This window comes from Natronotalea proteinilytica, from assembly GCF_055379935.1.
On sequence record NZ_AP043947.1, the window covers coordinates 156,791 to 183,210 of the forward strand.

Below are 26,420 nucleotides of genomic sequence, written 5' to 3' on the forward strand. Positions count from 1 at the left end.
TAGCGCTTCTTAGAGGCCGGGGCGCTCTTCAAGGGAGGCTTCCACATCTGTAGCGCGCGACCCAAACATGCCTTCGGGGGCTGGACGGAAGTACGTAGGTCCGGTCTGCGCAATGCCGCTGCGGCGGATAATCCGGTACAGCAGATAGGCAAACACAAAGTGGCCAATGACCATGAGCGTGCCGCCTACCGAGCGGGCCCAAAGCCACGGCTTCAGATCTTCAACAATCTGCAGGAAGGCAATGTCTGCATCCAGCAGTTGGAATCCCTGAATGGTTCCACCGATGGTGAGTGCTGTTACGTACATGCCAATCCCCAGGCCCACCGTCCAGAAGTGGATGCTGATGAGGCGCGGGCTCTCCCACTCCCAATCCATAATACGGGGCATGATGTAGTATACCGCTCCGAACAGGATCATCGTTGCAAAGGCATACACCCCAAGGTGGGCATGCCCGACCACGTAATGCGTAAAGTGCGTAACCTCTTGCCAAAAACGGAGCGACTGAAACGACCCCTGCAGGCTGACAGCTGTGTAGCTCATAGCGCCAAACACTACAAAGCGGAGGGTGGGGCTGTAGATCAGTTTTTTGAAGTGCCCGATGACGGTCATGTGATGGTTGACAGCTACCACCACAACGGGAATGATCATCATCATGCTAAAGACAATAGAGACGGTTTCGCTCCATTGGGGTACAGGGCCTCCTACCAGGTGGTGCACGCCTGCCCAGTTGTAAAAGAGCGCGAGCGTCCAGAAGCCCAGGTACGACAGGTGATAGCTGTACACCGGGCGCCCGAGCACTTTGGGAATGAGGTAGTATGCAGCGGCAATGCCGATAGGCGTAATCCAGAGCCCGAGGATGTTATGCGCAAACCACCAGTTGGCCATAGACTCAGGCACCCCGCTATATATAGGCAGTAGAAACGCAATAACGAGAAACGGTCCCCAGATCATAGCCGCACCGGTGTACCAGACCGAAATAAACAGGTGGTGGACACGGCGATGCTGAAGCGTGATCAGGAAGGCCGCCGTAACCATCACCATGGCCGGCACAATAAAAGCAAACGCGACGACCGGCATCTCAACCCACTCAATAGCACGCGAGTACCCGGCTAAGATACCGATGGTGCCGATGACCATCCCGATATTCCAGAGCACGACACTGCTCATTAGCAGCCATCGGCCACGAAGATTTGTTTTTAGGAGGCGCGCCCATAGCCAGGTAGCCACTCCTACCCCGGTCATAGAAATCCACCCGTAGATCACGGTGTTCAAGTGTGCTGGACGCACGCGCCCAAATGTGAGCCAGCCCTGCTGTACAAGCCAATCGGGCATGTTGAACTTGAGGCTGGCAATGATTGCAAGCACCGATCCGATAAGCAACCAGAATGTGCCGCTGGCAATGAATGCGACAACAGGCCACTTGGTTGAGCGGTCGACAGCACGACGCCAGTTAGCCTCAAGCACCTCGGTCTCGGAAGCTTGGGACTCAGGCATCGATATCGACCCCGACGAAGAGGAATCAGCCATGGTAGAGGGAGAAAAACCCAGATTGTAGAAAACGGCGTGCAGCGTCAGCTACGACGCAGAGGAAGACGATCCGTTAACAGGCAGGTCAGACGGTGGATCGTTCTCAGGAGGGTGGCTTAAAGGGGCGTGACCCGAAGAAGTATTTTCTTCCTCTTGCCAGAACACCTGGTCTTGGGGAACGCCAACGGGCTCGTCCTCATCGAAGATGACATACGCCCCCGATTCAAGATTGGAGAACTGTCCGGCCTGTATGGATCGGAAGAGCACCGTCAATGTGATGGCAGCCCCCGTAATGAGTATAACGAAGATGGTAAGGAGCGGTACGTACGTCATGAGTACAGAGAGGGGATAGACGAGAGCGACTGGGCCTGTTTATCTGCTATAAGCTCTGGAGGGTTTTCGATATGCAGCATGCCCGACTGCCCGTCGGTGTTTGCCGCATCATCAGGGTCCTCCATATTCTGAAGTACCATCCATACGATGACAACGAGGAAGATCGCAGCTCCAATATAGAGCGAGAGCACCAGTCCACCTGTGGCCCGCTCAATGTCGAACTGTGAATTGTCGTACGAGGAGTTGCTCATAAGAAAACGGCTCGTTTCAGAACTTGCACTTATAATTACATTTTATCTCGAAAAGGGTTGCGTTAAAGCAGTGTGCAAAGTACAGATGGATTTAACCAAGTCATACTTCCGTTTGGAAAAAACATGTAATCGAAATGGAGTATGGGCAATGCACCGTTGCATAGCGATTGTAGTAAGGTGTCAATTGAACAGCAATCATGTGTAGTGATGCCTAGCTGTTGCCCTTAAGCAGTTCAGCAGAGATGCGATGACACATTCGAAGGGGTCTTCTCACTCTTACTTAAGTGTCGTCACACGTCCGTTTTGGGTAGACCCTGCTCCGTTCATGCATTGTCATCTTGAGCGGAGCGAAGCGGAGTCCTGACACGAGCGCAGCGACTGATGAACGCAGTGAATAAAGATCTCCTCCGAAATGGACAGGGCCTCTCGATCGATCAGAGTCTGCTGAGCGTTGGGGAGATGGTTCGGCTGCGCTCACCATGACAGATTTTTTGTTATTATCATCGGGCAGGCTGTCACTCCCCCTGAACTCCAACTTTGACACGTGATCTTACTTAGAGCAGCAGTTCAAGAAAGCCGTATCTGATCGTTGCCCAATGTGGGTTTATGATCGGCTTTCTTTCTCTGATATGCTCTCTTCGAAAAGGCATAGGTCGAGGGAAGAGATGTGAATAGACGTTAACAAAAGTCCGATCAGAATCCGTCTGGGGAGGAATTGTGGTCTGTATTTTCGTGCGTTGGTGGGTTTGTGGGATCCAAACAGCTTCGAATCAATGTATACGATAGATACACACGCTGTTACCCTTGTCGATTTTAATCTGTCATGGCTAATGAACTTGTCCCCAGTGAGCGTCTTGAAGAGGCAGCTAGTCGTTTTAAGCTGTTGAGTGAAACAGTGCGGTTGGAGTTGCTAAACCAATTACAGCAGCATGGCGAGATGACAGTAAGTGAGTTGGTCGAGGCCACGGGGCATCGGCAGGCTAACGTGAGCAAGCATCTGGGTATGATGGCGCGCGAGGGGCTTCTTGCACGACGCAAAGAGGGGCTGTATGTGCACTATAGCATCAACGATCCCACGATTTCAGCGCTCTGTATGCTGGTGTGTGGACGCCTGCGCGAAGAGGAGTTGTCGTAGCTCGTTTTCGGTTCACCTCCATCATTTCTTGCAGGAGGACGGCATAGCTCATATGTTTAGAGGCATCCTTTCTCTCTAAACAAACGGTATGTATTATGATGCGATGGCTTGGGTATTGGAGCGCCGTGATCGTCCTATTTGTGGGGGGATGTGCCGGTGAGCAGACGGAGCGCGACCCGTTTACCGATCTCCCCCACGTGGAGTTTACCGAGGTAGTTGAGATCACGGATGACCCGTCGTACGACCTGTACTTTGACTCTCATGCCTTTCGAGATGTAGCGGTTGGCACCGACGGGGCCGTGTTTGCAAGTAACTACATGCAAGCCTTTGTCTTTCGATTTGATTCTGAGGGCACCTATCAAGAGACCATCGGAGAGGAAGGGCAAGGCCCAGGTGAGTTTGAGCACACGCCTGGCCTTACGCTTTCCGCAAATAGCGACACCCTGTATGCACGCGGACGCTTCAATGGACGCTCGGTGGGTGTCTTTGAGCGTGCCGAAAGCGGGTTTGCGTATGTTCGTACCATGATGCTGCCCGAGCACGAGCGTCATCAACCTCGGACCATCTATGCGGTAGGAGCAGATCGGCTTGCGGTTGAGTATCGTCCCAGTCCCCCCCAAAATCGAAGCGACTCAGGCTTCGTTGCAACGATAACTCCAGACGGAACTGTCGTCAAGGATACGCTCTGGACGTTCCCCGCAGATGTCGTATGGCAGTCTGACCCAGAAGAGGGGGGAGGCGCAATGGTGCAGGTTCCGATTCCGTACGGTAGTGCGTCTGTAGTGCGTTCGGGTCCAGATGGCTCTATGTATCACCTATGGACCGGCGATGCGGAAATCACGGTCCGCGATGGATCTGACGGTTCGGTGCAGAAACGTATCACGCACTCCCAAGCGCCTATACCGCTTGAAGACACAGACATCGACTCGATTCTAACAGAGCAAGTCAACGTATCCCTTGACGAGCGTGGTCCCGAGCCTATTCGAGAACAGGTTCGCACCGTGATACCAGATGCTGCTGTGCCATTGGTCGATATGTGGGTCGATGCTGATACTGGGGCGCTTTTAGCTCAGCGCCCGCTCCATCCGGATGCCAACCTGATACTGCTCGATGAAGACGGAACCCCGCAATACACAGCCAAACTTCCTGCAGAGCTAGATATTTTTGCCTTTCGGAACGAAAAGGTATACGCGGTGGATACCGATGATGCTACGCCCCCTACCATTCATATCTTCCAAGTGGACGCGAATTAGAGGCGCGCGCCATGCGAAATCTTCGTTTCAGCGCGTTACTTATGTCCATGAAAGGGCGGCTGTCTACGTGCTAGCCCCTACCTGAGATTATGGGCATGCTTTGTATTTGTAACTTCTCTTCGTCAGCGTCCCACTACTGCTATGATCCGTCTATCTCGTCTTGTCGTCCTTCTTGGCATTTGCTGGGGACTGAGCGTTGCCCCTCTTCTGGCACAAAATATCGACGATGTGCTTCGATACAGCGAACGCAACCCGGCAACCGGCGCCCACGATATGGGATGGCTTGGGGCAAACACCACAGCCGGTGCCGGCAGCTACACCGCGCTGTTTGGAAACCCAGCTGGACTGGGGTGGACGCCTGAATCAACCGTTTCCGGTGTGCTGCTGGGCGGACTGACCAATAACGAAACTCGCTTTCAAAGTCCATCAGACGGTCTATCGGGACCGTTCAACGACACCCAATCGGGGTATCGCATTGGCAATGCAGCGGTTACCTACCGGGTACCCACAGCCCAAGGATCGCTTGTGTTTGGAGGGGCCATCAACCGCACACGCTCATTCGACCGCACGTTTGTAGCCTCGGGAATGAATGCGCAAAGCTCGATCACGGATACGTTTTTGCCGACAGCATCGGGGTTCAGTGTGGATGGAGATGGCGATCTAAACTTTGACCGCAACATCTCGCGGATCGCCTTCCTTGCAGGGGCCATCGAATTTTTCGATGCGGACTTCCAGGAAGGGCGCTACCCATTTGATCAGGCTGTGGCGCCAGGGCCCGTGTTTGGAACTAACATCGAGCAGCGTGACGACTTGATTGAAACCGGCGGGCTATATGAGGCTAGCTTTGGCGGAGCTGTTGAGGTAGCGCCTCGCGTTATGCTTGGTGGGTCGTTCCACGTGTCTTTTGGGTCGTACACGTTCGATCGCATTTTTGAAGAGGTTGATGTAAACAATACGCACACCAACGATCTATACGATGTGCTGCTTGACGATGGCTCGCTACTGCGAGGCTTTGATGCACTAACAGTTGAGTCTGCTGTAAATGCAGAACTGACAGGCATTGGGGCCCGGTTTGGCGCTTCGGCCATGCCAAACGACTTTGTCAAAATTGGGCTCACGGTGGCCACTCCGACCTATTACACCGTCACTGAAACCTTTGGCACACGCATCGAAACGTTCTTCAACGAAGGCGGATCGCTGTCAGCAGGCAACACCGATGGTAGCGAATTTGAGTACGATATTCGCACACCGTGGCAGGTGTCGGCGGGTACTGAAGTGCTGCTTGGGCCGCTTACCGTAGCCGGTGATGTTGAACTGGTCGACTGGTCTACCATGAACATTTCTGCCGACGGAACCAGCTTCTCGCGCGTCAACCGCCAAATTCGCGATCTGGATATGACGGTCAATGCCAAAGGCGGCGTCGCGTATGACATCAATGCACTCACGTTGCGTGGTGGAGTTGGCTATCAGCCCAATCCCAGAAGCAACAGTCCACAGAGCGACCGCACGTTCTTCTCGGGCGGATTTACGTATCAGTTTGGGCCGCAGTTAGCCTTTGATCTGGGCTGGATGCAAGAGCGGTTCGATGATCAGTTTGTGTCGTACGACGATATCGATGACTGGAATCTGGATCCTGATGACCCGGCGGCACGCGATGCGATTACGGCTCCACGCATTACCGAGTCGATCGTGCGCAACTCATTTAGTGTGGGAGTGCGCTATCGGTTTTAAGCAATGCATCGCCTGTCTATGACGGTTCAATGGGGAGCTTAAATTAAAGATGCGGCTCCCCTCGCCCCAGGACATTAGTTGCTGTTTTGCTCCGCACGGCGTTGGCGCATCAGACGACGATAGTCCTCAGCGGCGCGGTTGTGTTCGCGCAGCGTGCGGCTAAAGGTGTGCCCGCCGTTGCCGTCGGCTACAAAGTAGAGGTAGCTGTGAGATTCAGGGTTGGCTACAGCTCGTAGCGAAGACGGCGAGGGGTTCGTGAGTGGTCCAGGAGGCAGCCCGCGAAACTGATAGGTATTGTAGTCGTGATCGATATCGTAGTCGACAAACAAAAGACGTCGTTTGCTGCCTTCGGCCTCCATAACGGCATATTGCACGGTTGGGTCGGCCTGTAGGGGCATATCAATTTCAAGGCGGTTGAGGTAGACCCCCGCCACACGTGGTTTTTCATCGGCCAGACTGGTTTCCCACTGTACGATGGAGGCCAGGATGACGGCCTCGCGAGGGCTTAGGCCTTGTGTATTGAGCCCGTCGATCAGTTCACGTTCTACGAACGCATCAAATGATTCTTTAATGCGGCGCACCACAGTTGTGGCAGAGGTCTGCCAGTAGAAGTGATACGTATCCGGCAGCATGTAGCCGAACAGATCGGTTGGGGTGGTGTCAAGTGAGTGAGCCAGGCTGCTGTCTTGCAATGCTTGCAAGAAGTCGGAGGTATCAAATGCCATTTCGCGGGCCGCCACACGAGCGGCTACCTCGGGTTCGGTACCGGGAGGAATGCTTACACGAACCGGCGTTTGCAACCCTTTACGCAGCACATCGAGCAAATCCCAGTTCGAGGTGCCCGACTCAAAAGCATAGTGACCGGCTTTGATTTGGTCGCGCCAGCCGGTGGCGGTTCCAATAAGGCGAAATGTAGTGGGCGAACGAAGGAGGCCTGCTGTATCAAGGCTGTCTACTGTTGCATCAAACGAGGCTCCGCTTGGAATCTTGACGGTGCGTTCGCCTTCAAACGAGGGGGTGTTGCTTCCAAATGTGATAACCCCAAGTCCCGCGGTTACGAGCAGGCCAACGACCAAGACAATAGCCAGTCCCCATCGCATTAGAGAATACATCATACTGGTGGAATAGAAAGAACAGGAGGATCAGTCCGTTTTGCCCTCGTACGTGCGTTGTTCTAACGTGCGTGTTTCCTCAACGATTTGCTCAAAGATGCGCCGTACCGCGTTGTCTGTAAACGGTCCGTTGTTGTGGGTGATGATGTTTTCCATGACCTCGGCCTCTCGGCTGGGTACGTAAGCCCGCATCCCAATGGTGTTTTTGATGGCTCCGATAACGTGCGCATAGGCCGTCCGTTCATTGAGCAGCTCAACCAACTGCTGGTCAATATCGTCAATTCGATCGCGCAAGGGACGCAAATCGTCTTCGCTTGGCGGTTCGGAAAGCGAAGGCAGGCGGTCGGAAAAGCGGGCGGCTTGTTCGAGGCTTTCGTTGAGGTCGGGTTTAGACATACGGTAATAAAACAGCAGAACGAAAAACACATACCCGCAGGTTATGCGAGTGTGAGGCGAGGATCTATGTCAAGGGTGGGGGTGGAAGTAAGGGCTCCGGCGTGCCAGCGTAGGCGGGCCGCTGTTGCAATCATGGCGGCATTGTCGGTACAATACGCTAAGTCGGGCAGGTGCAGGCGGATGCCCATGTCATCGGCAAGGCGTTGTAGGTCAGTGCGTAACTGCCGGTTGGCTGATACACCACCCACCACGGCTACGTCGTGCACCTTGGTCTGGTCCACGCTGCGGCGCACCGCATCGACCAGCACATCTACAACGGCTTGCTGAAAAGATGCACAGAGGTCGGCCTGGTGGTCGTTGAGGAAGGCTGCGCGTTCGTCGTCAGGGAGGTCGCGCAAGAAGTAGAGCACCGATGTTTTGAGACCGCTGAAGGAAAACGAGAGGTCGTCAAAATGGGAGCGTGGAAAATCGTGGAAGGTGGGAGTGCCCTGGGCGGCTTGGCGATCAATAGCGGGACCGCCGGGGTATCCCAGGTTCAACATTTGTGCCACCTTGTCAAATGCCTCTCCGGCAGCATCGTCGCGGGTTTGGCCCAACGTTGTGTAGGAAAAGTCTTCCTTCACGTGCACCAGTTGGGTATGCCCACCCGAGACGATGAGGCACAGATAGGGCGCATTGGGGCCGGCACCGTCGATATGAGGCGAGTACACGTGTCCTTCAAGATGGTTGATGCCCCACACCGGGCATCCAGCGGCATAGCCAAAGGACTTTGCAAAGCTGAGCCCGACTAGCAGGGCACCGGGTAGGCCGGGTCCGTAGGTAACAGCTATGCCATCGAGTTCAGACGGATCGATCTCGGCTTCGTCGAGCGCCTGTTGTACGACGGGTCCGATGTAGCGCTCGTGGTTGCGCGAGGCCAGTTCGGGTACGATGCCGCCGTAGTCGGCGTGGATTTCGTGCTGAGACGACACGATGTTGGAGCGCAACGTGCTGCCAGCGATAACTGCTGCGGCGGTGTCGTCGCATGAGGTTTCAATTCCCAGAATAACAGGCGCATCGGCCATACAGGCAATACAGGTTGTGCGGGGTGGAAAGCAGTCGGGCAAATGCGTATGAACCACCAAAAGGTTCCACGGCAGCAACAGACAAACGCCCCACCTGCTGTATAACAGGCGGGGCGCATTGGGGGAGGGCTGCAAAGAAGGGGGCAGGATGTTTACGCGGTGACCGTGGATCGGCGTTTCAGGGCCGAAAGCCAGCGCGTGATGTCAATATCTTTCGGGCAGGCTTCGTTGCAGTTAAAGATGGTGTAGCATTTCCACAGGCCGTTTTCCGAATCGACAACATCAAGGCGTTCGCCTTCAGCTTTGTCGCGTGTGTCGAATGTGTACCGGTATGCTTTGAGCATAGCCGCGGGGCCCAGGTAGTCGGGGTCGGCCCATGTGCTTGGGCAGGCATGCGTGCATGCTCCACACATGATGCACTTGGTGGCCTCCTCGATGATTTCGTGCTCGGCCGGTGATTGCTTGCGTTCGGTTTCGGGTGCGGGTGTATCGTTGATGAGCCAGGGCTTGACTTCGCGGTACTTCTCGAAGAAGCGGCTTTGGTCAATGACTAAGTCTTTGATGACAGGCGCAGCCGGGAGGGGGGCAAACCGTACTGTTTCGCCATCGCCATCGACGAGGTCTTGCACGAGCACCGAGCAGGCCAGTTTGTTTTCGCCGTTGATCTGCATGGCATCGGATCCGCAGATTCCGTGTGCGCAGCTTTTGCGCAGGGACAGTGTGCCGTCGATGTGCCACTTTACATGGAGCAGCAGCGCCAATGCACTATCGAGCGGATCGGCGGGTACCTCATACGACTCCCAGTGGGGGGCGTCGTCTTCTTCCGGGTTGTACCGTTTTATTTCTACGTTCAGTGTCATAAGTTAGGCAGGGGATAGGGTGAGCAAGACCGGAAGGCCGGGCAGAGAGTCGGCCCGGCCCGAAACGAGGCCGCTGAATTAGTACTTGCGCTCTTTCGGCTCGAATCGCGTGATGACCACATCCTTGTCGGCAAACTCGTACTCGCCGTTGCAGTCGCTGTAGAATAGCGTGTGCTGTAGCCAGTCGTCGTCATTGCGGTTTTGATAGTCTTCACGCGAGTGAGCACCTCGGCTTTCGGTGCGGTAGTGCGCACTAGCGGCAATGGCTTCGGCATAATCGACCATGAAGCTAATCTCCACGGCATCCATCAAGTCGGTATTGAACTTTTTGCCTTTGTCCTCCACCACTACGTTTTGGGCTCGTTTGCGTAGCGACTGCAGGTCGTTGAGCGCATCGCTTAGCGTTTCATCGGTGCGGAAGACGCTGACGTTCGACATCATGGTCTCCTGCAAGTCGGTTCGAACGTTCACGGTGGGTTCGCCGTCGGAGGGGGTGTTTGCAAGCAGGTCGTCTAGCAGCGTACGAATGTCTTCTTCTGGGTTGTCGGGAAGCGCCGCATGCGATTTCCCATTACGTACTTCTTCGGCCATCGTCATGCCGGCGCGGCGTCCAAACACTACCAGTTCCAGAAGCGAGTTCGTGCCCAGGCGGTTGGCGCCGTGCACGCTTACGCACGCGCACTCACCTACAGCGTAGAGACCGGGTACCGACGTGCCACGTTCTTTCGTTTCTACGCGTCCATCCGCATCTGTGGGAATGCCGCCCATAGCGTAGTGGCACGTCGGAGCAACAGGAATGGGCTCTTGCTTGGGGTTGACGCCCATGTAGGTGCGCGAGAACTCCGAGATTTCGGGAAGTTTTTTGTCGAGCACCTCATCGCCCACGTGGGTGAGGTCGAGGTGAACATAGTCCTTGCCGTTCACGCCGCGCCCGGCGCGAATTTCCTTGTAGATACACTGCGAGACCATGTCGCGCGGAGCCAGGTCTTTGACCGTTGGCGCATAGCGTTCCATGAAGCGCTCGCCCTCGGAGTTGCGCAAAATGCCGCCCTCACCACGGGCCCCCTCTGTAATGAGGATGCCGAGGCGATACAGTCCGGTTGGGTGGAACTGAACGAACTCCATGTCTTCGAGCGGGATGCCAGCGCGCAGCATAATAGACATGCCATCACCGGTGCCGGCATGTGCGTTCGAGGTCGTTTTGAATGCGCGCCCGTATCCTCCTGTCGCAAAGCATACGATCTTGGCGTGGAACGTGTGGATTTCGCCCGTCAGGATTTCGTAGGCCACCACACCTGAGCACTCGCCATCGGGTGTCATGATGAGGTCGAGCACCTGAAACTCATCATAAAAGCGAACGCCCTGTTTGGTGCACTGGTCGTAGAGCGTGTGTAAGATGGTATGGCCAGTGCGGTCAGCGGCGTGGCAGGCACGGCGTACAGGTGATTCGCCGAAGTTGCGGGTGTGGCCTCCAAAACGCCGTTGCGAGATGGTGCCTTCCGAGTTTCGGCTGAACGGAACGCCGTAATGCTCCAGCTCCACAATGGTCCGGGGGGCGTCTTTGCAGAGGGCTTCTACGGCGTCTTGGTCGCCCAGGTAATCGCTCCCCTTTACGGTATCGAAGGCGTGCCACAGCCAGTGGTCTTCTTCTTCGTTGCCAAGGGCCGCACTGATACCGCCCTGTGCGGCTCCGGTGTGCGACCGCAACGGATGGAGTTTAGAAACAACAGCGACATCGGCACCGCCTTCTTTGGCATACAGAGCGGACATAAGGCCCGCGCCGCCAGCGCCGACAATAACGACATCATGGGAAAATGTCATGGTGGTACAGGAGACAAATGAGCGAAACAGTCAGAAGCAGGTCACAACAAGAAACGGTGCCAGTGTCACCAGCCTGCGGTCATTACGGAGTATGTGCCAATAATAAGGAGCACAAGGGCCAGCGTCCACGAAAGCACTTTTGCCGTTTTGCGGGCCATAGGGTTTCGTACGTAGTCGGCAATCACATTATTGAGGCCATAGAAGCCGTGGTGCAGTGCAACAATCAGAAATAAGATGTTGAATCCTTTCCAGAGCACGGCGTAAACGGGGTCCGCCAAGCGAAGCATTACCACGTCGTACGGGGTGACTTCAGCATCCTCGCCAAAGCGTTCTTGAACGGCCGCTTGGGCTTCTTCCGAGTAGGTGGGCAGTACGCCCTCCTCAATTTGCTCGGTTGAAATTACGTCGTGAGAGACGCTTGCGGTTTGGTAGTCGTAGTGCTGTACCCAGAAGTGGGTGATCAGCATAAAGATGAGAAACGTGCCGGTGATGCGGTGCAGAAACCAGTTCTGCGCGTTGGATTTTGAAGCAGAGCGCGAAGCCATAACAGATCGAGGTCAAACGAAGCAGGGCAGACAGAAGGGAGAGCTTAGCCGAGGAAGAAGTAGTCGGCCAGCGAGTACAGAATGGGGTAGCCTCCCACAGCGATCAAGACAACCGCCACAATGAAGAGGGTCCAGAACATGCTCTTCTGTTTGGGGCTCCATCCCAAAAAGTCAATGAGAACGATGCGGAGGCCGTTCAAGGCATGATATACCACGGCGGCCAGCAGCAAGAACTCTCCGATCTTGAAAATGGGAGCGTGGTAGCCTGCAATGAGCTCGTTGAAGGCGGCACGATCGGTGAGGGCACGAAGGCCCCACACATGTACAACGAGGTAAAGGACAAGGGCTACGCCGCTCAGCCGGTGAGCCATCCAGGCAAACATGCCTGTACGGACCCGATACCACTGAAAGCGACTGTTTTGCGAGGCGGTGCTGGCAGAGGACGACTCCGCAGCGGTTTCAACGGTGTCAACAGCCATAAGGCAAAGAGAAACGGTGTGAGGGTGAGGGTGCAAAAGGCGCCTGGGGCGCGTGCAGGGCAGGGCACAGAAAAAGCCAGACGGGGTACCTACAGATATGAATCTCCGACTGTAAAGGTTTCGTGACCAGCCCGCTATCTGTAGGGGTTAAACCGTGCGGCAGCCGAGATCGTTCTCGACTGCCGGAGTACGGTGTGCGCTTAGGCGCGCTCGCTAATGGGGGCTACAGTACGATCGTGTTCTCCCACATAAGCAGCGCGTGGACGGATCAGTCGGTTGTCGGCCCACTGTTCCAGCAGGTGTGCCGTCCAGCCTGCAGAGCGGCTAAGAGCAAAAATGGGAGTGAAAAGATCCGGATCCAGCCCCAGCATATAATACGTGGACGCGCTGAAGAAGTCCACGTTCGGGTCAAGACCTTTCTCGGATTTCACCGTGTTAAGAATGGCCATGCTATAGTCGTACCATTTAGTGGCCCCACGCTCCTGGCTAAGTGCTTCAACCTGGTCGCGCAAGATGGCGGCGCGGGGGTCCATGGTGCGGTACACGCGGTGGCCAAAGCCCATAACCCGTTCTTTATTGGCCAGCTTTTGCTGTACATACTCGACCGGATCTGCGCCTTTCTCGTCTATATCGAGCAGCATGCGCATGACTTCTCGGTTGGCGCCCCCATGAAGCGGTCCTTTTAGCGCGCCAATGGCACCAGACACCGCCGAGTACATATCGGAGAGTGTTGAGCCAATCACACGGCTGGTGAAGGTGGATGCGTTCAGCCCGTGGTCGGCATGCAGTACCAGGCAGGTATCGAATGTGCTTTCCGCCTCTTCGCCGGGGTCTTCGTTATTGAGCATGTACAGAAAGTTGTACGCCATCGACTGATCGTCGAGGGGGGCGACGGGCTCATGGCCGTTGCGCAATCGCGAAAAGGCAGCAATGATGCCAGGTGTGCGGGCTAGAAGCCGAGTGGCCTTGCGGCGATTGGCTTCGGGGGAGTCATCGTCTGCCTCCTTGTCATGCATTCCAAGAGCAGAAATGGCTGTACGGAGCACCGCCATCGGGTGAGCGCTCTCAGGCGCCTGGCGCAGAATATCGATTACCGGGGCAGGTACGTTGCGCGCCGCGCGCAAATCGCTCTTCAGGGCGTTGAGTTGCGATTGGTTTGGCAGGTCGCCATTCCAAAGCAAGTAGACCACCTCTTCAAAAGAGGCATTCTCAGCCAAGTCGTAAATATTGTATCCGCGGTAAACGAGTTCGCCAGCGTCGCCATCGATGGAAGAAAGCTCCGAGGAGAGCGCAATAACGCCTTCTAGTCCACGGACTTCTTCAGATCCATTTGTATCGGCCATGTGTAATTGGTGCGTTGGTCAAAGGAGTTGATTAGGCAGCCAGGGGAGGGAGCATTCCTCCGAGAGCATGTGCGCAGAGAGGCTAGTCAAGGGGGTAAGCGCTTCCAACATGCGTGTCTGCGCGTACAGCACATGCAGAAAGGGGTCTTGGTGCAAGAGGTCGTGAAAGGGGAGGCTTGCATCTACGTACAAGCTCTATGCGTACAGACTGCATAGGCAAGCGATGCAAACGGGAGAGCAATGGCCTGCTTCGCGAAAATACCACTGAGGCACATCCCTCAACACTTCCTCTGAACGAGTGTCTTTGCTGTAGAACTCGTTCCCACTGTGGGAAAGCTACATCAAAAATGCAGGCAAAGCAATCGACAGTCAAGAAGACCCTGTTTTTGTATGCATGTTGCATACGCATGGTATGAAAGAAAGGGTTGCGATAAGAAAGAATTTCCATTAAAAGCCATGGGCGGTACAGTTGGAGGTGAGATGCCGAGCCGAAAAGTCAAGATCAGATTGAGGGATCATTTCGACCTTCAGGTGGATTAGGGAATAGAGAGTTGTTATACTGACTTCCTAAACGTGCGTAAGGACGCGCGTCACAAACATCGAATAACATGACATGTGCGTCCACGGAACGTTGTGTTAAGACACCGTGCTTTGTTAGCGTCTCTGTTATCAAGCGCATAAACGAAGCACTCGTGTGTCCATGCCACCAAGCAACTCCCGGCGGTGCCTTGCTGCAGCTAAGCATAACACTGCAGACGGAATCCTGACAGGATCCTGTTTGGCATGCCGATAAATGCTTGCAAACCATATTGAACGCGACTGCGCACGCTTTTTGCTTTGCCTTACAGAGAAGCCATTGCGCTTCTTGACTGTTTTTCTCGCCTTCCCTTGTTCATTAGCTGTCCGTGTACGCGTACTGCGCGCGCTTCGGATGGTCACGGATTCCTCTACCTTGCATTCCTGTAGAGAGGGCGTACCCGCCCCCGGTGTTCGGATCTTTGCTTTACACCTACAGCGTGCCACAGGCCCGCTGCTCCTTTTGGGTGCCCTTCGTTGCTTAGCCCATTCTGCGACTTATTCCCCCTGACCCCCGAAGGCGTACGTGCGACACGGCTTGTACCGCCTTATGCCTAAAGAAATTGTAGTCAATGTATCCGATACGCGAACGCGTATCGCCATTGTAGAGGATAACAAGCTTGCTGAACTCTACATTGAAAATGCCGAGCACAAGCGCACTATTGGTAATCTCTACTTGGGGATTATCCGGCGCGTGATGCCCAGCATTCGAGCCGCTTTTGTCGATATCGGGCAGGAGCAAGATGCGTTTCTGCACTTCTCCGATATCGCAGAAAATCTGCCGCAATTGAAAGAGCTACTCAACCAAAGCACGCCCAAGGTTGAGCACATCGATCTGCCCAACAACCTGCGCGATCGCAACATCAATCCGGTTAAGCACCTGAGTCGTAATCAGCGCCTGCTTGTGCAGGTGAAGAAGGAGCCGATTGCCAACAAAGGCAGTCGCATCTCAACTGATATATCGATGGCGGGGCGCTTTTTGGTGCTGGTACCGCTTTCGAATGTGGTGGCTGTTTCACGCAAGATCGAAAAAGAAAAAGAGCGCAATCGCCTGAAGGCCCTTGCTGGTAGCCTCGTGCCCGACGGGTTTGGTGTTATTGTGCGCACCGTTGCCGAAGGCCGTGATGCAAAATCGCTCGACAAAGACCTGCGGCTACTTTTGGAGCGGTGGCGTCGCGTGGAAAAGCGGCTTGGGCAGGCCAGCAACGCCCCCACACTTATCCACGAGGATGTGGATATGGCATCCTCAATTATCCGTGATCAGTTCTCAGAAGATTTCGATCGCATTCTCATCGACCATAAGGCGCTGTTTCATAGCGTGCGAAGCTACGTACGTGCGGTGGCGCCGTCAATGGTGTCGCGTGTGGAGTATCATAACTCCAACACGCCCGTATTTGAAGCAGCAGGCATTCAGCAAGGCGCCGACCGCGCCTTCAAAGACCGCGTGGAGTTACCTTCGGGCGGCTACCTGTTTATCGAAAAAACCGAGGCCATGCATGTGGTGGATGTAAACTCGGGACGCTCAGGACGTGGCAAATCGCAATCCGAAAACTCACTCGATGTGAACCTGGAAGCGGCTCGCGTGATTGCCCGCCAGGTGCGTCTGCGCGACATCGGCGGCATCATTGTTGTCGACTTTATCGACTTACGTGACAACGATGCGCGGCGGAAGGTCTACGAAGAGCTCAAAAACCGTTTCGAAGATGATCGCGCTGTCACGAAAGTGCTGCCGATGAGTGACTTTGGGCTGGTCGAGATTACCCGGCAGCGGTTGCGTCCAAGCCTTACGTCGTCGTTTGCCTCATCGAGCGGCGCTTCCGTCGAAGATGACTCCGACGTGGAGCGCTACCGGCAACAGCTGCGGGAAGCGCATAACCGCACCAAGCGATTGGAGAAGCGCCTGGAGCAGACGAAGAGCACGCTGGAAGAGCGTGACGCCCAGCTCGCTGAACTCGAACAACGACAAGGCAAGCAACGACAAAGAGGGTCGCAGAATGGTCAGGATCAGCACCAGATAGATGAGATTCGCGAACAGGCAAAGGCAGCCCAGAACCAGGTCAACCAGCTAAAGAGCGAACTGGGCCAACTCAAAAAGGCACTGGAAACCGAGAAAAAAGAACACGCCGCTGCGCGTGAGGCCCGCGACGAGGCCCAGGAAGCTGCTCGTGCGGCTCGTCAAGAGGCCGATACAGCGCGCACTGCCGCACTGCCGACCCCGCCCGACTCCGCCGATGCAGCACGTCCAGCCGAAGAGGTAGTCGACGCGCTAGACACATGGATCGCTGAGCACGCCAGTCAACATGCCGCCATCACGATTCGCGTCCATCCATTCCTGGCTGCTTTCCTTACGCGTGCGGTACCCAGCTACCCCACGCAGTGGTTTATGCGTCACTTTGTGCGCGTACACCTCGAAACCGATAATACGATATCGCCCCTCTCGTTTGCCGTAGAGGAGCCGCAAACCGGGAAGGCGCTCGTAGAGGCCTAGCAGGCACACCCCTCCACGCCGCGGTTTTGCGAATCAGGTGCATGAAGGATGGATACAGACACCATTATCGAGGAGCTTACCGATGTTGCCGAGCGTATGGGCATGGAGGTGCGTGTTGAAAAAGGCAACTTTCGGGGAGGGCGCTGCCAGGTAGGTGATACTACCGTTATCATGCTGAATAAGCGGCACATGGCCGATGTTCAGCTTGCGGTGCTTGCTAATAGCCTGCGCGAGGCCCCACTGGATACGGTCTACCTGAAGCCCGCCGTGCGCGACGCCCTCGAATCCGTCTGGGCCGATGCGGATGCCGCCAATGATTCGTCTGCTCCCAACGCTTCCGACAACTCGTCATCCAGCGCAAATGCCTGAAGACAGCCCGCCGCTCCGTGTTACCATGTTGGGGACGGGTACTTCCACCGGTGTGCCAGTGCTGGGCTGTTCGTGTTCGGTGTGCACTTCCTCTGATCCGCGAGACAAGCGGCTACGGTGTGCCTGCTACATTGAAGCCGGACCGCTGGGCATCCTTGTCGACGCCGGCCCCGACTTTCGGCAGCAGGCGCAGCGAGCGGGTATCCGCCGTATTGATGCGGTATGCTTTACACACCATCACTTTGATCATACAGCAGGCATCGACGATCTGCGCCCGTTCTTTTACCAGAACCGGCGCCTTATGCCTTGCTTTGCTAATTCCAACACCGTGCAGAAGCTGAAAAAGCGCTATAGCTATATCTTTGGCGATACCCCGTATCCCGGAGCTGCCCGTGTGCAATTGAAAGCCGTCGATGAGGCGTTTACCGTCCAAAGCCGATACGACGACGGTTCGAGTCTCCACATACAGCCCGTGCCGCTATGGCATGGAGACACCCCTACGATGGGTATACGCATCGGCGCGTTTGCGTATCTGACCGACGCCAGCGCGATTCCGGAGTCCAGCTTCGACTTGCTTGACGGGGTAGAGGTACTCGTGCTGGATGCGCTGCGGCCAGATCCGCATCCCACGCATTTTAGCTTCGACGAAGGCGTGCGCGTAGCCAATCGCATTGGCGCACAAGACACGTACTTTATCCACATGACTCACGCAGTACGTCACGCCGAACAAACTGCCGCCTTACCCGACCATGTGCATCTGGCCTACGATGGGCTGGAACTCAAGGTGCCGGCTCCGTCGGAGTCATGCACGGGCTAACAGCAAACGCGTTTTCTTTAGCATCGCCCCCTGCCACCCATACCCACCGTCTATGATTGTCGTTCTGAATGGTCCAAATCTGAATCTGCTTGGGATCCGCAATCCAGAGCATTACGGCACCGAGCCGCTCGAATCCCTCGAACAAAAGGTCAGCGCGGCATTTGATGACCTTACCTTCGAGTGGGTGCAGAGCAACCACGAAGGGGTGCTCATCGATACCCTTCATCAGGCACATGCCACTCGGGCTATGGGTGTTGTGTTCAATCCGGGCGGATACACCCACACCTCGGTAGCGCTGCATGACGCTGTAGCAGCCATCGATCCGCCTGTGATAGAAGTGCACCTCTCCAATATTCATGGACGCGAAGACTTTCGTCGGACTTCTCGCGTAGCGCCTGCCTGCATCGGACAAATTAGCGGACTCGGCCCTGCTGGGTACTTACTCGCTGTGCAATATCTGCAGATGCGTGGCCCCATTGCATACGACGAGGACCAAAACCAAGGAGAAGACCATGAAGCAGACCATGGAACGGAGCCCACCTCCTCCGAGAATACATAACGGCTCTCGTTCCATCGGTTTATTGCTTCGCTATGTCAGGATACAAAGGCCACATTACCGGCGCGATTCTCTTCTTCGTCGCGTACATTGTGATGTTTGGCTATGCGCTGGCGCTTGGACTGCTACACATCTACTTTGACCCGCTGGCTGAACCGCTCACTACGATGATGTATATCGCTGGGTTGTTTGTGGTAACACTCCTGTTTGGGCTGTGGCCGGATGTGGATACCGACTCGAAAGGCCGACGTATCTTCTACCGCATTTTTCTGGTGGTTGATCTGTATCTCATCGTGGTCGGACACTACGAGGCGGCGGCCTATTTGGGGTTGTTGGCTATTTTGCCGGGCCTGGGGCCCCATCGCGGTTGGACGCACACGTGGTGGGCCATGCTGGTCGTGCCCTTGCCGTTTTTGGTAGTCCCTTATTTCCGGTTTCCTGAGATGGCTTTTGTGGGGGCCCCCTTCTATGTGGCGGCGGTCGTAGGATACTTCAGTCATCTTGTGCTTGATGGACTGGTTATCCCCAAAAAGTTGATGGTGTGGCGCGACTAACACCCTTCTCCTCGCCTTCCGGTTTGCATGGCTCCCTCTAATTCGTCCACTTCCGAAGCCCCCGCCGACGCGTCGCCATCGTCCAGCGCGGCGGGCGTCGTTGCACTGGGCATTTTCGTGAGTAAAATCCTGGGCCTGCTGCGTGAGCGCGCCGTCGCGTTCTACTTTGGTGTAGGCGCCCATGCCGATGTGTGGCAGGTGGCTTTTCGCGCGCCCAACTTGCTGCAGAACCTGCTGGGCGAGGGCACCATCTCAGCGGCGTTTATTCCCGTCTACAGCCGCCTGATTGACGAAGACCGTCCCGAAGCCGCCGCCCGTTTTGCCGGAGCCATCTTCGGACTCCTCTGTGTGGTGGTCGGGCTCGTTGTGCTGGCAGGCATCGCGCTGGCTGAACCGGTCGTGGCCGTACTCGCCCCCGGCTATCTGGGGGATGCGGAGCGCGTGGCAGCAGGCACCCTCAGCATCAACCGGTTTGAGCTGGCCGTACAGGCCGTACGCATCATCTTCCCGATGGCCGGCATTCTGGTGCTCTCAGCGTGGGCCCTCGGCATCCTCAACAGCCATCGTCAGTTTTTCGTGCCGTACGTAGCCCCGGCGCTCTGGAACGTGGCCATCATCGGCGCACTCATTGGCGGTGCCTACGCCCTCAGCGGCACGCCCGGTGCCCCAGATGCGCTCACCAGCGACGCGCTCTCGCGGCTCTTGCTCATTGCTTGTTTCGGAGCTGTAGGGGGCGGACTCCTCCAGTTTGGGATCCAACTGCCGTTTGTCTGGCAGCACCTCGACCGGCTCTATCTCTCCATCTCGACCCGCGTGGAGGGCGTGCGTGAGGCCATTCGGGCGTTTGGACCGGTTGTGGCCGGACGCGGCGTGGCGCAGATCTCGGGCTACATCGATCTGTTTCTGGCCTCGCTCCTCGCCGTGGGTGCACAGAGCGCCGTGCGCTACGCCCAGATCTTCTACCTGCTGCCCGTCAGCCTTTTCGGCATCTCCGTAGCCGCCTCTGAACTGCCCGAGCTCTCGCGCCTCACCACCGAGCGCGCCAAGACCTTCGGCACGCGCATGCGCCGCTCCATCCACCAGATCGCGTTCCTCACGATCCCCACCATCGTAGGCTACCTCTGCTTCGGGTTTCTAGTGGTGGGCCTGCTCCTGCGCACCGGCCAGTTCGATGCGCAAAGCAACTGGCTTGTCTACATTGTGCTGGGGGGATATGCACTGGGCATCTTGGCAACCACCGTGTCGCGCCTCCTGCAGAACGCCTTCTACGCCCTCGGCGATGCCAAAACCCCTGCCCGGCTGGCGGTGGTGCGCGTGGTGATCTCAACCGCGATCGCGGTGCCGCTTATGCTCTGGCTGGATACGACCGCCGTGCCTGATCTGGTACCCGTCGCGACGGACGACCCGCTCTTTCTGGGCGCACTCGGACTCAGCCTCGGGGCCAGCGTGGGTGCCTGGGTCGAGTTCATCTTGCTGAGGCGTGCCCTGCGTACGCATCTGCCCACGCTTTCGCTCGTGGACGGGCGCACCATCGTCACGCTCACCGGACTCGCAATCGCGGCGGCGCTTCCGGCGCTTGGCGTGTGGGCGCTCCTCGCCGGTGCATCCATCTGGGTCGTGGCTCCCCTCGTGGGGGGCACATACATCGTGGTGTACCTGGGCAGCACATGGCTCCTAAACCGTCCGGAACTGATGGCATGGGTGGATCGGTTTGTGGGGTGATGTGCGAAGGGCTGTTTGGGAGACGCAGCGATGGAGACGCAGCGGCGCTGCGTCTCTACGTCAACAAATACGTTAACCTTTGAATCTGATTTGCATTTTTATGTCTGATGCGTTGCTGGTAACAGGTGGATGTGGCTTTATCGGGTCGGCGTTGGTGTGCCACCTGCTCGATGCCACCGACCACCGCATCGTCACGGTGGATGCCCTCACGTACGCTGGTGACCCTCGCAATCTAGGTCCGGCCCGCTCGCATCCACGACACACGCTCGTCGAATCCGACATCGCCGACACCGAGGCGATGCACGCGGTGTTCGAAGCGCACCAGCCTGCAGGGGTACTCCACCTGGCCGCCGAATCGCACGTGGATCGCTCGATCGACGGACCCGCTCCGTTCGTAACGACCAACGTGCAGGGCACAGTAAGTCTGCTCGAAGCCGCTCTCGTGCACTACGAGTCGCTCGACGCCGAGGCGCAGACGCGCTTCCGGTTCGTGCATATCTCGACCGACGAGGTGTTCGGGCAGCTGGGCGATGCAGGGCGCTTCCAGCCCGATTCGCCCTACGCACCGCGCTCGCCCTACGCCGCCAGCAAAGCCGCCTCCGACCACTTCGTGCGTGCCTGGCACCACACCTACGGACTGCCCACGCTCATCACCAATGGCTCCAACACCTACGGTCCGCGACAGTACCCCGAGAAGCTGATTCCGGTGGTGTTGCGCAGCGCGCTGAACGGCGATCCCATCCCCGTCTACGGCGATGGCAGCAACGTGCGCGACTGGATCTACGTGGACGATCACGCCCGCGCCCTGCATCGGGCCTACACCCACGGCACGCCCGGCGAAACGTACCTGGTGGGCGGCGGACGCGAACTGCGCAACATCGAACTGGTGCACATGCTCTGCGGCCTGTTGGATGCGGAACACCCGCGCTCCGGCGATGGCTCCTACGCCGACCTCATCACGTTCGTCGACGACCGGGCGGGACACGACTACCGCTACGCGCTCGACGCCTCCGCCACCCGCGATGCGCTCGACTGGCAGCCTACCACCAATTTCCACACGGGATTGCAAGAGACGGTGCAGTGGTATCTCGACCACCCCGAACGGCTGGAGCCCGAGCCGCACCCTGCGTAGCAACCCCCCCATTTCACATCCCCTCTGAATCGAACAACCGACCGATACGCCGCCCCCGGCGGAGGGATCTCAACGCCTGCCGTCAGCCCATCTGATACCGCGCACAAGAAACCACCCCGCTCCCCTGCAAAGAGAACACGCTGAAACAGAAGGACGCAAGGAAGGGGGGCGTTCAGTATGGAAGGCCTCGTACCGTCACAGCGTGTACGTGTTTAGCGGCGTGCTTCCTGATCGCCGGGGACGCAAGCGGTCCCCGGCTATGGATTTTGCTCACATCGCACCGTTCTGTAGCCCGGGATCAGGAGCGAAGCGGATATCCCGGGCGGTCATTGTACCACGCTAAACAGGTACCACAGCGTGCTGTGACGCCTCCACGGCCTGTTCTAAGCTCAGCAGCCACGGGCAAACCAGCACTACTACGGCAGGTAAATGTTCAGCCGGATGTACGTGTCGTACTGCGTGCGGCGCTGCACGGCGTCGACTTGCTGCCAGCGCTCCTGACGCAGGCGCAGGCGTACGTCGAACCGAAAGTTTTCGTGGAAGCGCCAGTAATAGCGGGCCTCCGTCATCCACTCGTTCGGGCGGAAGTCGGTCGAGATGAGCCAGTGCGGACTGTTTAGCCCACCTTGCACTGCAAACGAGTGGGCCCCGCCTATGTCGAGCAGGTTAAGCGAGGCCTGCAGTCCAATCGGGTCGAGCGAGGCATTGGGATCCAGACCGAGCACCTCGTTCGAGAGCGGCGTAGGCACCCAGCCTACTTCAGCGGCTACGGCAAGGCGCGCTTCTTCGCCAATGGACCGCTCGGCCATGCTGTGGAGCGACACCGCCACGTACGTCTTCTCGCGATCCGGTCCGGTTGGCGCAGCGGCTGGAAGCACGCTCACATGCAGTCCGTGATGCACGAGCGGACCGACCGGGCGGCTGCTTTCGACCAGCCCAAACCATCCGATGTTACTCCCTGATGCGGTGAACCGTAGCGGACTCCGGAAGGCCGTGGTGGGCGGGCTTGGCGTGTGAAAGGCTGCCACGTGTGCGGTTTCGTGCGATGTGAAGCGGTGCTGCACGTGCACGCCGTCGGTCCACTGCACAGCAATGTTCGACCCGTCGTTGCGATGCAGTCCGCGGCCCATCATGTCAGGCAGGCCCAGTCCCAGGCGCAGGCGTCCCGCATCCACCTGCCACTGCTTGTTAGGCTGCCCGCGCACAAAAAGCCCGTCGATCCCAATGTCGCCCGCCGCATAGCCCCCGCTTCCGGGATAGTAGCCGAGTCCACGCACGGTCCAACTCGGCTGTGTGGAGGCAAAGCGGATGGCCCCCGAGGCATGCACGCTGCCCCACGATACCGGCTGCCACGATGGGCGCACACGGAGCCGCCCCGACAGCGAGTGCTCGTCGATGTCCGAACCGTCGCGCGCCTCTCCCCAGGTGCCATAGTAGCCGGTGCGCAGATGCGAGGTCACACTCCAGTCGCTTTGCGCCCACACGGTCTGCGCACCGCTGCTCGCAAGCACAACACCAATCAGCGCTGCGAAAAACACAAGACGAGACGGATTCAGACGCGCAGATGCAGGCTGCATGGGAAGCGATAATCATTTCATAACACAGAAGACAGCATAAAGCATACAGAAATAACGGATGAAAGAAAAGTCGCATCCCACAAAGCCTCTATGTATTTTTGGGAGGCTTGCTCTTCCCACGATCATTCTACTGCCATGGCGCCCACGCTCGTATTCGACGTCAACGAAACGCTGCTCGACCTGAGTGCCCTCGACGCGCCGTTCGACGCTGCCTTTGACACGCCCAATGTACGTACCGAATGGTTTACCCAGGTACTGCAGTCTGCGCTGGTCACGACCGTGCTCGATACGTATGCCGACTTCAGTCAGATTGCCGATGCCGCACTCACAATGGTAGCTGCCCGCCACGACAGAGCGCTATCGGAGGCGGAGCGTCGTGCCATTCTCGACACGGCACGCCGGCTTCCCCCGCACCCAGATGTCCCCGACGCGCTGGAGCGCCTCGCCAGTGCCGACCTACGTCTGGCGGCCCTCAGCAACGGAGCCCCCGATGTCTTGCACGCTCAACTCGACCATGCCGGACTCATCCCGTTCTTCGACGAGATCCTCTCCGCGCATGCCGTCCGCCGCCTTAAACCTGCCCCCGATCCCTACCACATGGCCATGGATGTGCTGGGGGTATCCGCGTGCGACATGGGGTTTGTGGCCGCCCACACGTGGGATGTGGCCGGGGCGATGCAAGTGGGATGCCCGACTGCGCTCATTCTGCGCGACGGCGTGGTGCCCGACCCGCTCGCTGCGCCCACCGATCACACAGCGAATGATTTGCAGGTTTTGGTTGATCAGCTGCTTGCTGGATAGCAGCTGGCAGTCTGTTTAAAATAGGTGGATGCGACTCGGCTCCGTTTTCACACAATCACAGCCTAAACCGGCAACTTGTATGCAGGCACGGGAATACAACTGCTTGTAACAACAAGTATTCTTCTTCAGCCCGCTTTGCCTCCCATGCGCTATTTTGCTTTTTTTGCGACTCTCGTTGTCGGCCTTTTCCTCGGATCGATGACCACAGCCCAGGCCCAGGCTGACGACCCTGACGAACTGTTCGTGGTTGTCACCTCCAATGATGCGCAGACCCAGATGATGGCGATGGTACTCGCCAACCAATCCCTTAACCAGGGCGCCTCAGTGCGCGTGCTCCTGTGCGGCGACGGCGGACGCCTTGCGCTCGCTAACGAGGAGTTCCCGGTTTTTCAGCCTGCCGACCGCACTCCGCAGCAGCTTCTACAGCGCCTGATAAACGAGGGAAGCACCGTTGAGGTCTGCGCGATCTACCTGCCCAACACCGATGCCGACGAGTCGGATCTGGTTGAGGGTATCGGCGTCGCGCAGCCTCCGGCTATCGCTGAGCACATGATGAAGCCGACTGTGCGGTACTTCACGTTTTAATTGCGCACCGTCCCCATTCCGGCGCCGGCTCCGTGCCGATGTGTAGACAGACTGCGCATCGGCACGTTTGGTTGTGGGCGTGTGATAGCTCTATTGAGGAGGCGAAGACGTGTGTGGCCCCCCCCCCGCGAACCCTTTGCGGCATCTGGCCGGTTTTTGTAGCAACGGCGACGATCTGTTGGACAGATTAGCACACGCATTATGGCTACGAATACCGCACCATCGATCACGTCTGTTTCGTGGGGTAGCGTTACCGTTGAGGGCTTCCCCAAGCCGTTCAAAGATGCGAAGCTGTATCCGGGCGGCGCGCGGGGGTGGGACTGGAACGAGACGGGCACTTCGCATTCGCCCGGCATTCAGCCCTCCGATGTGCGCGAACTCCTCGACCACGGCGCCGAAGCGGTCGTTCTCGCGCAGGGCTTCCACGAGCGTCTGCAAGTGAAAGACGAGACGCTCGCTTTTCTTGAAGAAGAAGGCATCGATGTGCACGTTTTAGACACCGAACTGGCCGTGCAGCGCTACAACGAACTGCGCACCGAACAGCCCACCGGCGCGCTGATTCATTCGACGTGTTGATCCAGGGTATGCTACTTCTCTGCCACAGATCAATCTTCGGGTAACACATGGTCCCCTAACGTACCGAGAATAACTCACAATCATGTCATTGCGAGCGCAGCGACGCAATCTCATGCTATCAGGCCGTATGCAGGCGCCCAATCAACGGCATGAGATTGCACCCCAGGAGTACTCGTTCGCTAGCGCTCACAGCGCCGCGTCAGTCGCAGGGCTCCCTCCTCGCGATGACAAGTTTGGACCCTAACAATTACGTGTGACACAGTACTACTCCCGGCGGCAATCGGTAGTGCGGTGGGTGTAGGCAATGAAGGTGATGCGCCAGGCGTCGCTGTCGTGAAGCAACTGGATGGAGTTGGAGCCGCAGTGGCTAAACGTGTCGCCTTCGTAGAACTGGAAAAACATCCAGACGTGGGCAAGGTCGCCATCGATCTGTACCTCGGGGTCGAAGTAGGGTTCGTTCCAGGGCGTATCGCCGCTTTCAAGGGCATCGACAAACCCGTCGGTGGTTTGCACATCTGGAAGTGCGGTGTCGGCATCGGTACGGACAACAGTCATGCGGGCGTCGGAGTGCAGTACAGCGCGGGCGGCGTCGCCATCGCGATTCCGCATCGCGTCGAACAGGGCATCGACAGCGGTCAGCACCTGGGCGGCTTCGGGCGTAGCAGCATCAGCCGCCGAGACGCCCTCGGGGACGGATTGCCCCTTGACTGGAGTGGTGAGCGCGAAGCCAAGCAGTAGCGCTATGCTGCACAGCGTGGCTGCAAATTGTGTTAAGGTATGCATGGCCGGGGTGGGGAGATAGTCAACGCGGTGTGCA

At 57.3% G+C, this 26,420-nt stretch carries 26 protein-coding genes; 13 read left to right on the forward strand and 13 right to left on the reverse strand.

What is annotated here, in order from left to right; translation table 11 throughout:
- Positions 1–9: 9 nt before the first annotated feature.
- From ACZ5AL_RS00910 to ACZ5AL_RS00920, 3 genes are read right to left on the reverse strand one after another with little or no spacing between them, the layout of a single operon-like run.
- Positions 10–1,527, reverse strand: a complete 1,518-nt coding sequence (locus ACZ5AL_RS00910; protein WP_464511551.1) for a cbb3-type cytochrome c oxidase subunit I — start codon at positions 1,525–1,527, stop codon at positions 10–12.
- Positions 1,528–1,575: 48 nt separating this feature from the next.
- The gene (locus ACZ5AL_RS00915) at positions 1,576–1,860 is read right to left on the reverse strand and encodes a hypothetical protein (protein ID WP_464511553.1); all 285 of its coding nucleotides are present in this window, start codon (positions 1,858–1,860) and stop codon (positions 1,576–1,578) included.
- Positions 1,857–2,111, reverse strand: a complete 255-nt coding sequence (locus tag ACZ5AL_RS00920) for a hypothetical protein (protein WP_464511554.1) — start codon at positions 2,109–2,111, stop codon at positions 1,857–1,859. The genes ACZ5AL_RS00915 and ACZ5AL_RS00920 overlap by 4 nt, the downstream gene beginning before the upstream one ends.
- A gap of 823 nt (positions 2,112–2,934) precedes the next feature.
- Here ACZ5AL_RS00920 and ACZ5AL_RS00925 point away from each other — a divergent pair.
- From ACZ5AL_RS00925 to ACZ5AL_RS00935, 3 genes are all read left to right on the forward strand, one after another.
- Entirely contained in the window at positions 2,935–3,246 is a 312-nt protein-coding gene (locus ACZ5AL_RS00925; RefSeq protein ID WP_464511555.1) for an ArsR/SmtB family transcription factor, read from the forward strand.
- Between the two features lie 95 nt (positions 3,247–3,341).
- Positions 3,342–4,499: an NHL repeat-containing protein gene (locus ACZ5AL_RS00930; RefSeq protein WP_464511557.1), complete on the forward strand. Its 1,158-nt coding sequence runs from the start codon at positions 3,342–3,344 to the stop codon at positions 4,497–4,499.
- Positions 4,500–4,640: 141 nt separating this feature from the next.
- The gene (locus ACZ5AL_RS00935; RefSeq protein WP_464511558.1) at positions 4,641–6,230 is read left to right on the forward strand and encodes an OmpP1/FadL family transporter; all 1,590 of its coding nucleotides are present in this window, start codon (positions 4,641–4,643) and stop codon (positions 6,228–6,230) included.
- A 74-nt stretch (positions 6,231–6,304) separates the two neighbouring features.
- Here the strand turns inward: ACZ5AL_RS00935 and mltG are convergent, their stop codons facing one another.
- From mltG to ACZ5AL_RS00975, 8 genes are all read right to left on the reverse strand, one after another.
- Positions 6,305–7,345, reverse strand: a complete 1,041-nt coding sequence (mltG, locus tag ACZ5AL_RS00940) for an endolytic transglycosylase MltG (protein WP_464511559.1) — start codon at positions 7,343–7,345, stop codon at positions 6,305–6,307.
- A gap of 27 nt (positions 7,346–7,372) precedes the next feature.
- Positions 7,373–7,738 carry a chorismate mutase gene (locus ACZ5AL_RS00945; RefSeq protein WP_464511561.1) on the reverse strand — a complete coding sequence of 122 codons (366 nt, stop codon included), beginning with the start codon at positions 7,736–7,738 and terminating at the stop codon, positions 7,373–7,375.
- Between the two features lie 41 nt (positions 7,739–7,779).
- Positions 7,780–8,802 carry a tRNA (adenosine(37)-N6)-threonylcarbamoyltransferase complex transferase subunit TsaD gene (gene tsaD / locus ACZ5AL_RS00950; protein ID WP_464511562.1) on the reverse strand — a complete coding sequence of 341 codons (1,023 nt, stop codon included), beginning with the start codon at positions 8,800–8,802 and terminating at the stop codon, positions 7,780–7,782.
- Positions 8,803–8,954: 152 nt separating this feature from the next.
- On the reverse strand, positions 8,955–9,662 hold the full coding sequence (locus tag ACZ5AL_RS00955) for a succinate dehydrogenase iron-sulfur subunit (RefSeq protein ID WP_464511563.1): 708 nt from the start codon (positions 9,660–9,662) through the stop codon (positions 8,955–8,957).
- 78 nt (positions 9,663–9,740) lie between these two features.
- The gene (gene sdhA / locus ACZ5AL_RS00960; protein WP_464511564.1) at positions 9,741–11,483 is read right to left on the reverse strand and encodes a succinate dehydrogenase flavoprotein subunit; all 1,743 of its coding nucleotides are present in this window, start codon (positions 11,481–11,483) and stop codon (positions 9,741–9,743) included.
- A 65-nt stretch (positions 11,484–11,548) separates the two neighbouring features.
- On the reverse strand, positions 11,549–12,028 hold the full coding sequence (locus ACZ5AL_RS00965) for a succinate dehydrogenase hydrophobic membrane anchor subunit (RefSeq protein WP_464511565.1): 480 nt from the start codon (positions 12,026–12,028) through the stop codon (positions 11,549–11,551).
- A gap of 44 nt (positions 12,029–12,072) precedes the next feature.
- Positions 12,073–12,507 (reverse strand): succinate dehydrogenase, cytochrome b556 subunit, encoded by a 435-nt coding sequence (gene sdhC, locus ACZ5AL_RS00970; protein ID WP_464511567.1) that lies wholly within the window; start codon positions 12,505–12,507, stop codon positions 12,073–12,075.
- Positions 12,508–12,707: 200 nt separating this feature from the next.
- Positions 12,708–13,850 (reverse strand): citrate synthase, encoded by a 1,143-nt coding sequence (locus tag ACZ5AL_RS00975; protein ID WP_464511568.1) that lies wholly within the window; start codon positions 13,848–13,850, stop codon positions 12,708–12,710.
- A 1,126-nt stretch (positions 13,851–14,976) separates the two neighbouring features.
- Between ACZ5AL_RS00975 and ACZ5AL_RS00980 the strand changes: the two genes are divergently transcribed.
- The 7 genes from ACZ5AL_RS00980 (at position 14,977) to rfbB (ending at position 22,064) form a co-directional block, all read left to right on the forward strand.
- The gene (locus ACZ5AL_RS00980) at positions 14,977–16,914 is read left to right on the forward strand and encodes an Rne/Rng family ribonuclease (RefSeq protein WP_464511569.1); all 1,938 of its coding nucleotides are present in this window, start codon (positions 14,977–14,979) and stop codon (positions 16,912–16,914) included.
- A 48-nt stretch (positions 16,915–16,962) separates the two neighbouring features.
- Positions 16,963–17,283 carry a hypothetical protein gene (locus ACZ5AL_RS00985; RefSeq protein WP_464511571.1) on the forward strand — a complete coding sequence of 107 codons (321 nt, stop codon included), beginning with the start codon at positions 16,963–16,965 and terminating at the stop codon, positions 17,281–17,283.
- Positions 17,276–18,100, forward strand: a complete 825-nt coding sequence (locus ACZ5AL_RS00990; protein WP_464511572.1) for an MBL fold metallo-hydrolase — start codon at positions 17,276–17,278, stop codon at positions 18,098–18,100. Before ACZ5AL_RS00985 ends, ACZ5AL_RS00990 begins: the two co-directional genes overlap by 8 nt.
- A 52-nt stretch (positions 18,101–18,152) precedes the next feature.
- Positions 18,153–18,659, forward strand: a complete 507-nt coding sequence (locus ACZ5AL_RS00995) for a type II 3-dehydroquinate dehydratase (RefSeq protein WP_464511573.1) — start codon at positions 18,153–18,155, stop codon at positions 18,657–18,659.
- 32 nt (positions 18,660–18,691) lie between these two features.
- Positions 18,692–19,210: a metal-dependent hydrolase gene (locus tag ACZ5AL_RS01000; protein WP_464511575.1), complete on the forward strand. Its 519-nt coding sequence runs from the start codon at positions 18,692–18,694 to the stop codon at positions 19,208–19,210.
- Between the two features lie 27 nt (positions 19,211–19,237).
- Complete coding sequence (gene murJ / locus ACZ5AL_RS01005; RefSeq protein ID WP_464511576.1) at positions 19,238–20,932, forward strand: murein biosynthesis integral membrane protein MurJ; 1,695 nt, start codon at positions 19,238–19,240, stop codon at positions 20,930–20,932.
- A gap of 100 nt (positions 20,933–21,032) precedes the next feature.
- Complete coding sequence (rfbB, locus tag ACZ5AL_RS01010; protein ID WP_464511577.1) at positions 21,033–22,064, forward strand: dTDP-glucose 4,6-dehydratase; 1,032 nt, start codon at positions 21,033–21,035, stop codon at positions 22,062–22,064.
- A 416-nt stretch (positions 22,065–22,480) separates the two neighbouring features.
- Here rfbB and ACZ5AL_RS01015 read toward each other — a convergent pair whose 3' ends face one another.
- On the reverse strand, positions 22,481–23,641 hold the full coding sequence (locus tag ACZ5AL_RS01015; RefSeq protein WP_464511579.1) for a hypothetical protein: 1,161 nt from the start codon (positions 23,639–23,641) through the stop codon (positions 22,481–22,483).
- A gap of 135 nt (positions 23,642–23,776) precedes the next feature.
- Here ACZ5AL_RS01015 and ACZ5AL_RS01020 point away from each other — a divergent pair, with 135 nt between their 5' ends.
- The 3 genes from ACZ5AL_RS01020 (at position 23,777) to ACZ5AL_RS01030 (ending at position 25,603) form a co-directional block, all read left to right on the forward strand.
- Positions 23,777–24,442: a haloacid dehalogenase type II gene (locus tag ACZ5AL_RS01020; RefSeq protein WP_464511580.1), complete on the forward strand. Its 666-nt coding sequence runs from the start codon at positions 23,777–23,779 to the stop codon at positions 24,440–24,442.
- 144 nt (positions 24,443–24,586) lie between these two features.
- Positions 24,587–25,027: a DsrE family protein gene (locus ACZ5AL_RS01025; protein ID WP_464511581.1), complete on the forward strand. Its 441-nt coding sequence runs from the start codon at positions 24,587–24,589 to the stop codon at positions 25,025–25,027.
- Between the two features lie 201 nt (positions 25,028–25,228).
- On the forward strand, positions 25,229–25,603 hold the full coding sequence (locus ACZ5AL_RS01030; RefSeq protein WP_464511582.1) for an Mth938-like domain-containing protein: 375 nt from the start codon (positions 25,229–25,231) through the stop codon (positions 25,601–25,603).
- 264 nt (positions 25,604–25,867) lie between these two features.
- Here ACZ5AL_RS01030 and ACZ5AL_RS01035 read toward each other — a convergent pair whose 3' ends face one another.
- Positions 25,868–26,386 (reverse strand): nuclear transport factor 2 family protein, encoded by a 519-nt coding sequence (locus tag ACZ5AL_RS01035; RefSeq protein WP_464511584.1) that lies wholly within the window; start codon positions 26,384–26,386, stop codon positions 25,868–25,870.
- Between the last annotated feature and the right edge of the window lie 34 nt (positions 26,387–26,420).

Excerpts from the sequence above, each read along its gene's own strand:
- ACZ5AL_RS00910 (WP_464511551.1), bottom strand. The coding sequence starts at position 1,527 with ATGGCTGATTCCTCTTCGTCGGGGTCGATATCGATGCCTGAGTCCCAA.
- ACZ5AL_RS00915 (WP_464511553.1), bottom strand. The coding sequence starts at position 1,860 with ATGACGTACGTACCGCTCCTTACCATCTTCGTTATACTCATTACGGGG.
- ACZ5AL_RS00920 (WP_464511554.1), bottom strand. The coding sequence starts at position 2,111 with ATGAGCAACTCCTCGTACGACAATTCACAGTTCGACATTGAGCGGGCC.
- ACZ5AL_RS00925 (WP_464511555.1), top strand. The coding sequence starts at position 2,935 with ATGGCTAATGAACTTGTCCCCAGTGAGCGTCTTGAAGAGGCAGCTAGT.
- ACZ5AL_RS00930 (WP_464511557.1), top strand. The coding sequence starts at position 3,342 with ATGATGCGATGGCTTGGGTATTGGAGCGCCGTGATCGTCCTATTTGTG.
- ACZ5AL_RS00935 (WP_464511558.1), top strand. The coding sequence starts at position 4,641 with ATGATCCGTCTATCTCGTCTTGTCGTCCTTCTTGGCATTTGCTGGGGA.
- mltG (WP_464511559.1), bottom strand. The coding sequence starts at position 7,345 with ATGATGTATTCTCTAATGCGATGGGGACTGGCTATTGTCTTGGTCGTT.
- ACZ5AL_RS00945 (WP_464511561.1), bottom strand. The coding sequence starts at position 7,738 with ATGTCTAAACCCGACCTCAACGAAAGCCTCGAACAAGCCGCCCGCTTT.
- tsaD (WP_464511562.1), bottom strand. The coding sequence starts at position 8,802 with ATGGCCGATGCGCCTGTTATTCTGGGAATTGAAACCTCATGCGACGAC.
- ACZ5AL_RS00955 (WP_464511563.1), bottom strand. The coding sequence starts at position 9,662 with ATGACACTGAACGTAGAAATAAAACGGTACAACCCGGAAGAAGACGAC.
- sdhA (WP_464511564.1), bottom strand. The coding sequence starts at position 11,483 with ATGACATTTTCCCATGATGTCGTTATTGTCGGCGCTGGCGGCGCGGGC.
- ACZ5AL_RS00965 (WP_464511565.1), bottom strand. The coding sequence starts at position 12,028 with ATGGCTTCGCGCTCTGCTTCAAAATCCAACGCGCAGAACTGGTTTCTG.
- sdhC (WP_464511567.1), bottom strand. The coding sequence starts at position 12,507 with ATGGCTGTTGACACCGTTGAAACCGCTGCGGAGTCGTCCTCTGCCAGC.
- ACZ5AL_RS00975 (WP_464511568.1), bottom strand. The coding sequence starts at position 13,850 with ATGGCCGATACAAATGGATCTGAAGAAGTCCGTGGACTAGAAGGCGTT.
- ACZ5AL_RS00980 (WP_464511569.1), top strand. The coding sequence starts at position 14,977 with ATGCCTAAAGAAATTGTAGTCAATGTATCCGATACGCGAACGCGTATC.
- ACZ5AL_RS00985 (WP_464511571.1), top strand. The coding sequence starts at position 16,963 with ATGGATACAGACACCATTATCGAGGAGCTTACCGATGTTGCCGAGCGT.
- ACZ5AL_RS00990 (WP_464511572.1), top strand. The coding sequence starts at position 17,276 with ATGCCTGAAGACAGCCCGCCGCTCCGTGTTACCATGTTGGGGACGGGT.
- ACZ5AL_RS00995 (WP_464511573.1), top strand. The coding sequence starts at position 18,153 with ATGATTGTCGTTCTGAATGGTCCAAATCTGAATCTGCTTGGGATCCGC.
- ACZ5AL_RS01000 (WP_464511575.1), top strand. The coding sequence starts at position 18,692 with ATGTCAGGATACAAAGGCCACATTACCGGCGCGATTCTCTTCTTCGTC.
- murJ (WP_464511576.1), top strand. The coding sequence starts at position 19,238 with ATGGCTCCCTCTAATTCGTCCACTTCCGAAGCCCCCGCCGACGCGTCG.
- rfbB (WP_464511577.1), top strand. The coding sequence starts at position 21,033 with ATGTCTGATGCGTTGCTGGTAACAGGTGGATGTGGCTTTATCGGGTCG.
- ACZ5AL_RS01015 (WP_464511579.1), bottom strand. The coding sequence starts at position 23,641 with ATGCAGCCTGCATCTGCGCGTCTGAATCCGTCTCGTCTTGTGTTTTTC.
- ACZ5AL_RS01020 (WP_464511580.1), top strand. The coding sequence starts at position 23,777 with ATGGCGCCCACGCTCGTATTCGACGTCAACGAAACGCTGCTCGACCTG.
- ACZ5AL_RS01025 (WP_464511581.1), top strand. The coding sequence starts at position 24,587 with ATGCGCTATTTTGCTTTTTTTGCGACTCTCGTTGTCGGCCTTTTCCTC.
- ACZ5AL_RS01030 (WP_464511582.1), top strand. The coding sequence starts at position 25,229 with ATGGCTACGAATACCGCACCATCGATCACGTCTGTTTCGTGGGGTAGC.
- ACZ5AL_RS01035 (WP_464511584.1), bottom strand. The coding sequence starts at position 26,386 with ATGCATACCTTAACACAATTTGCAGCCACGCTGTGCAGCATAGCGCTA.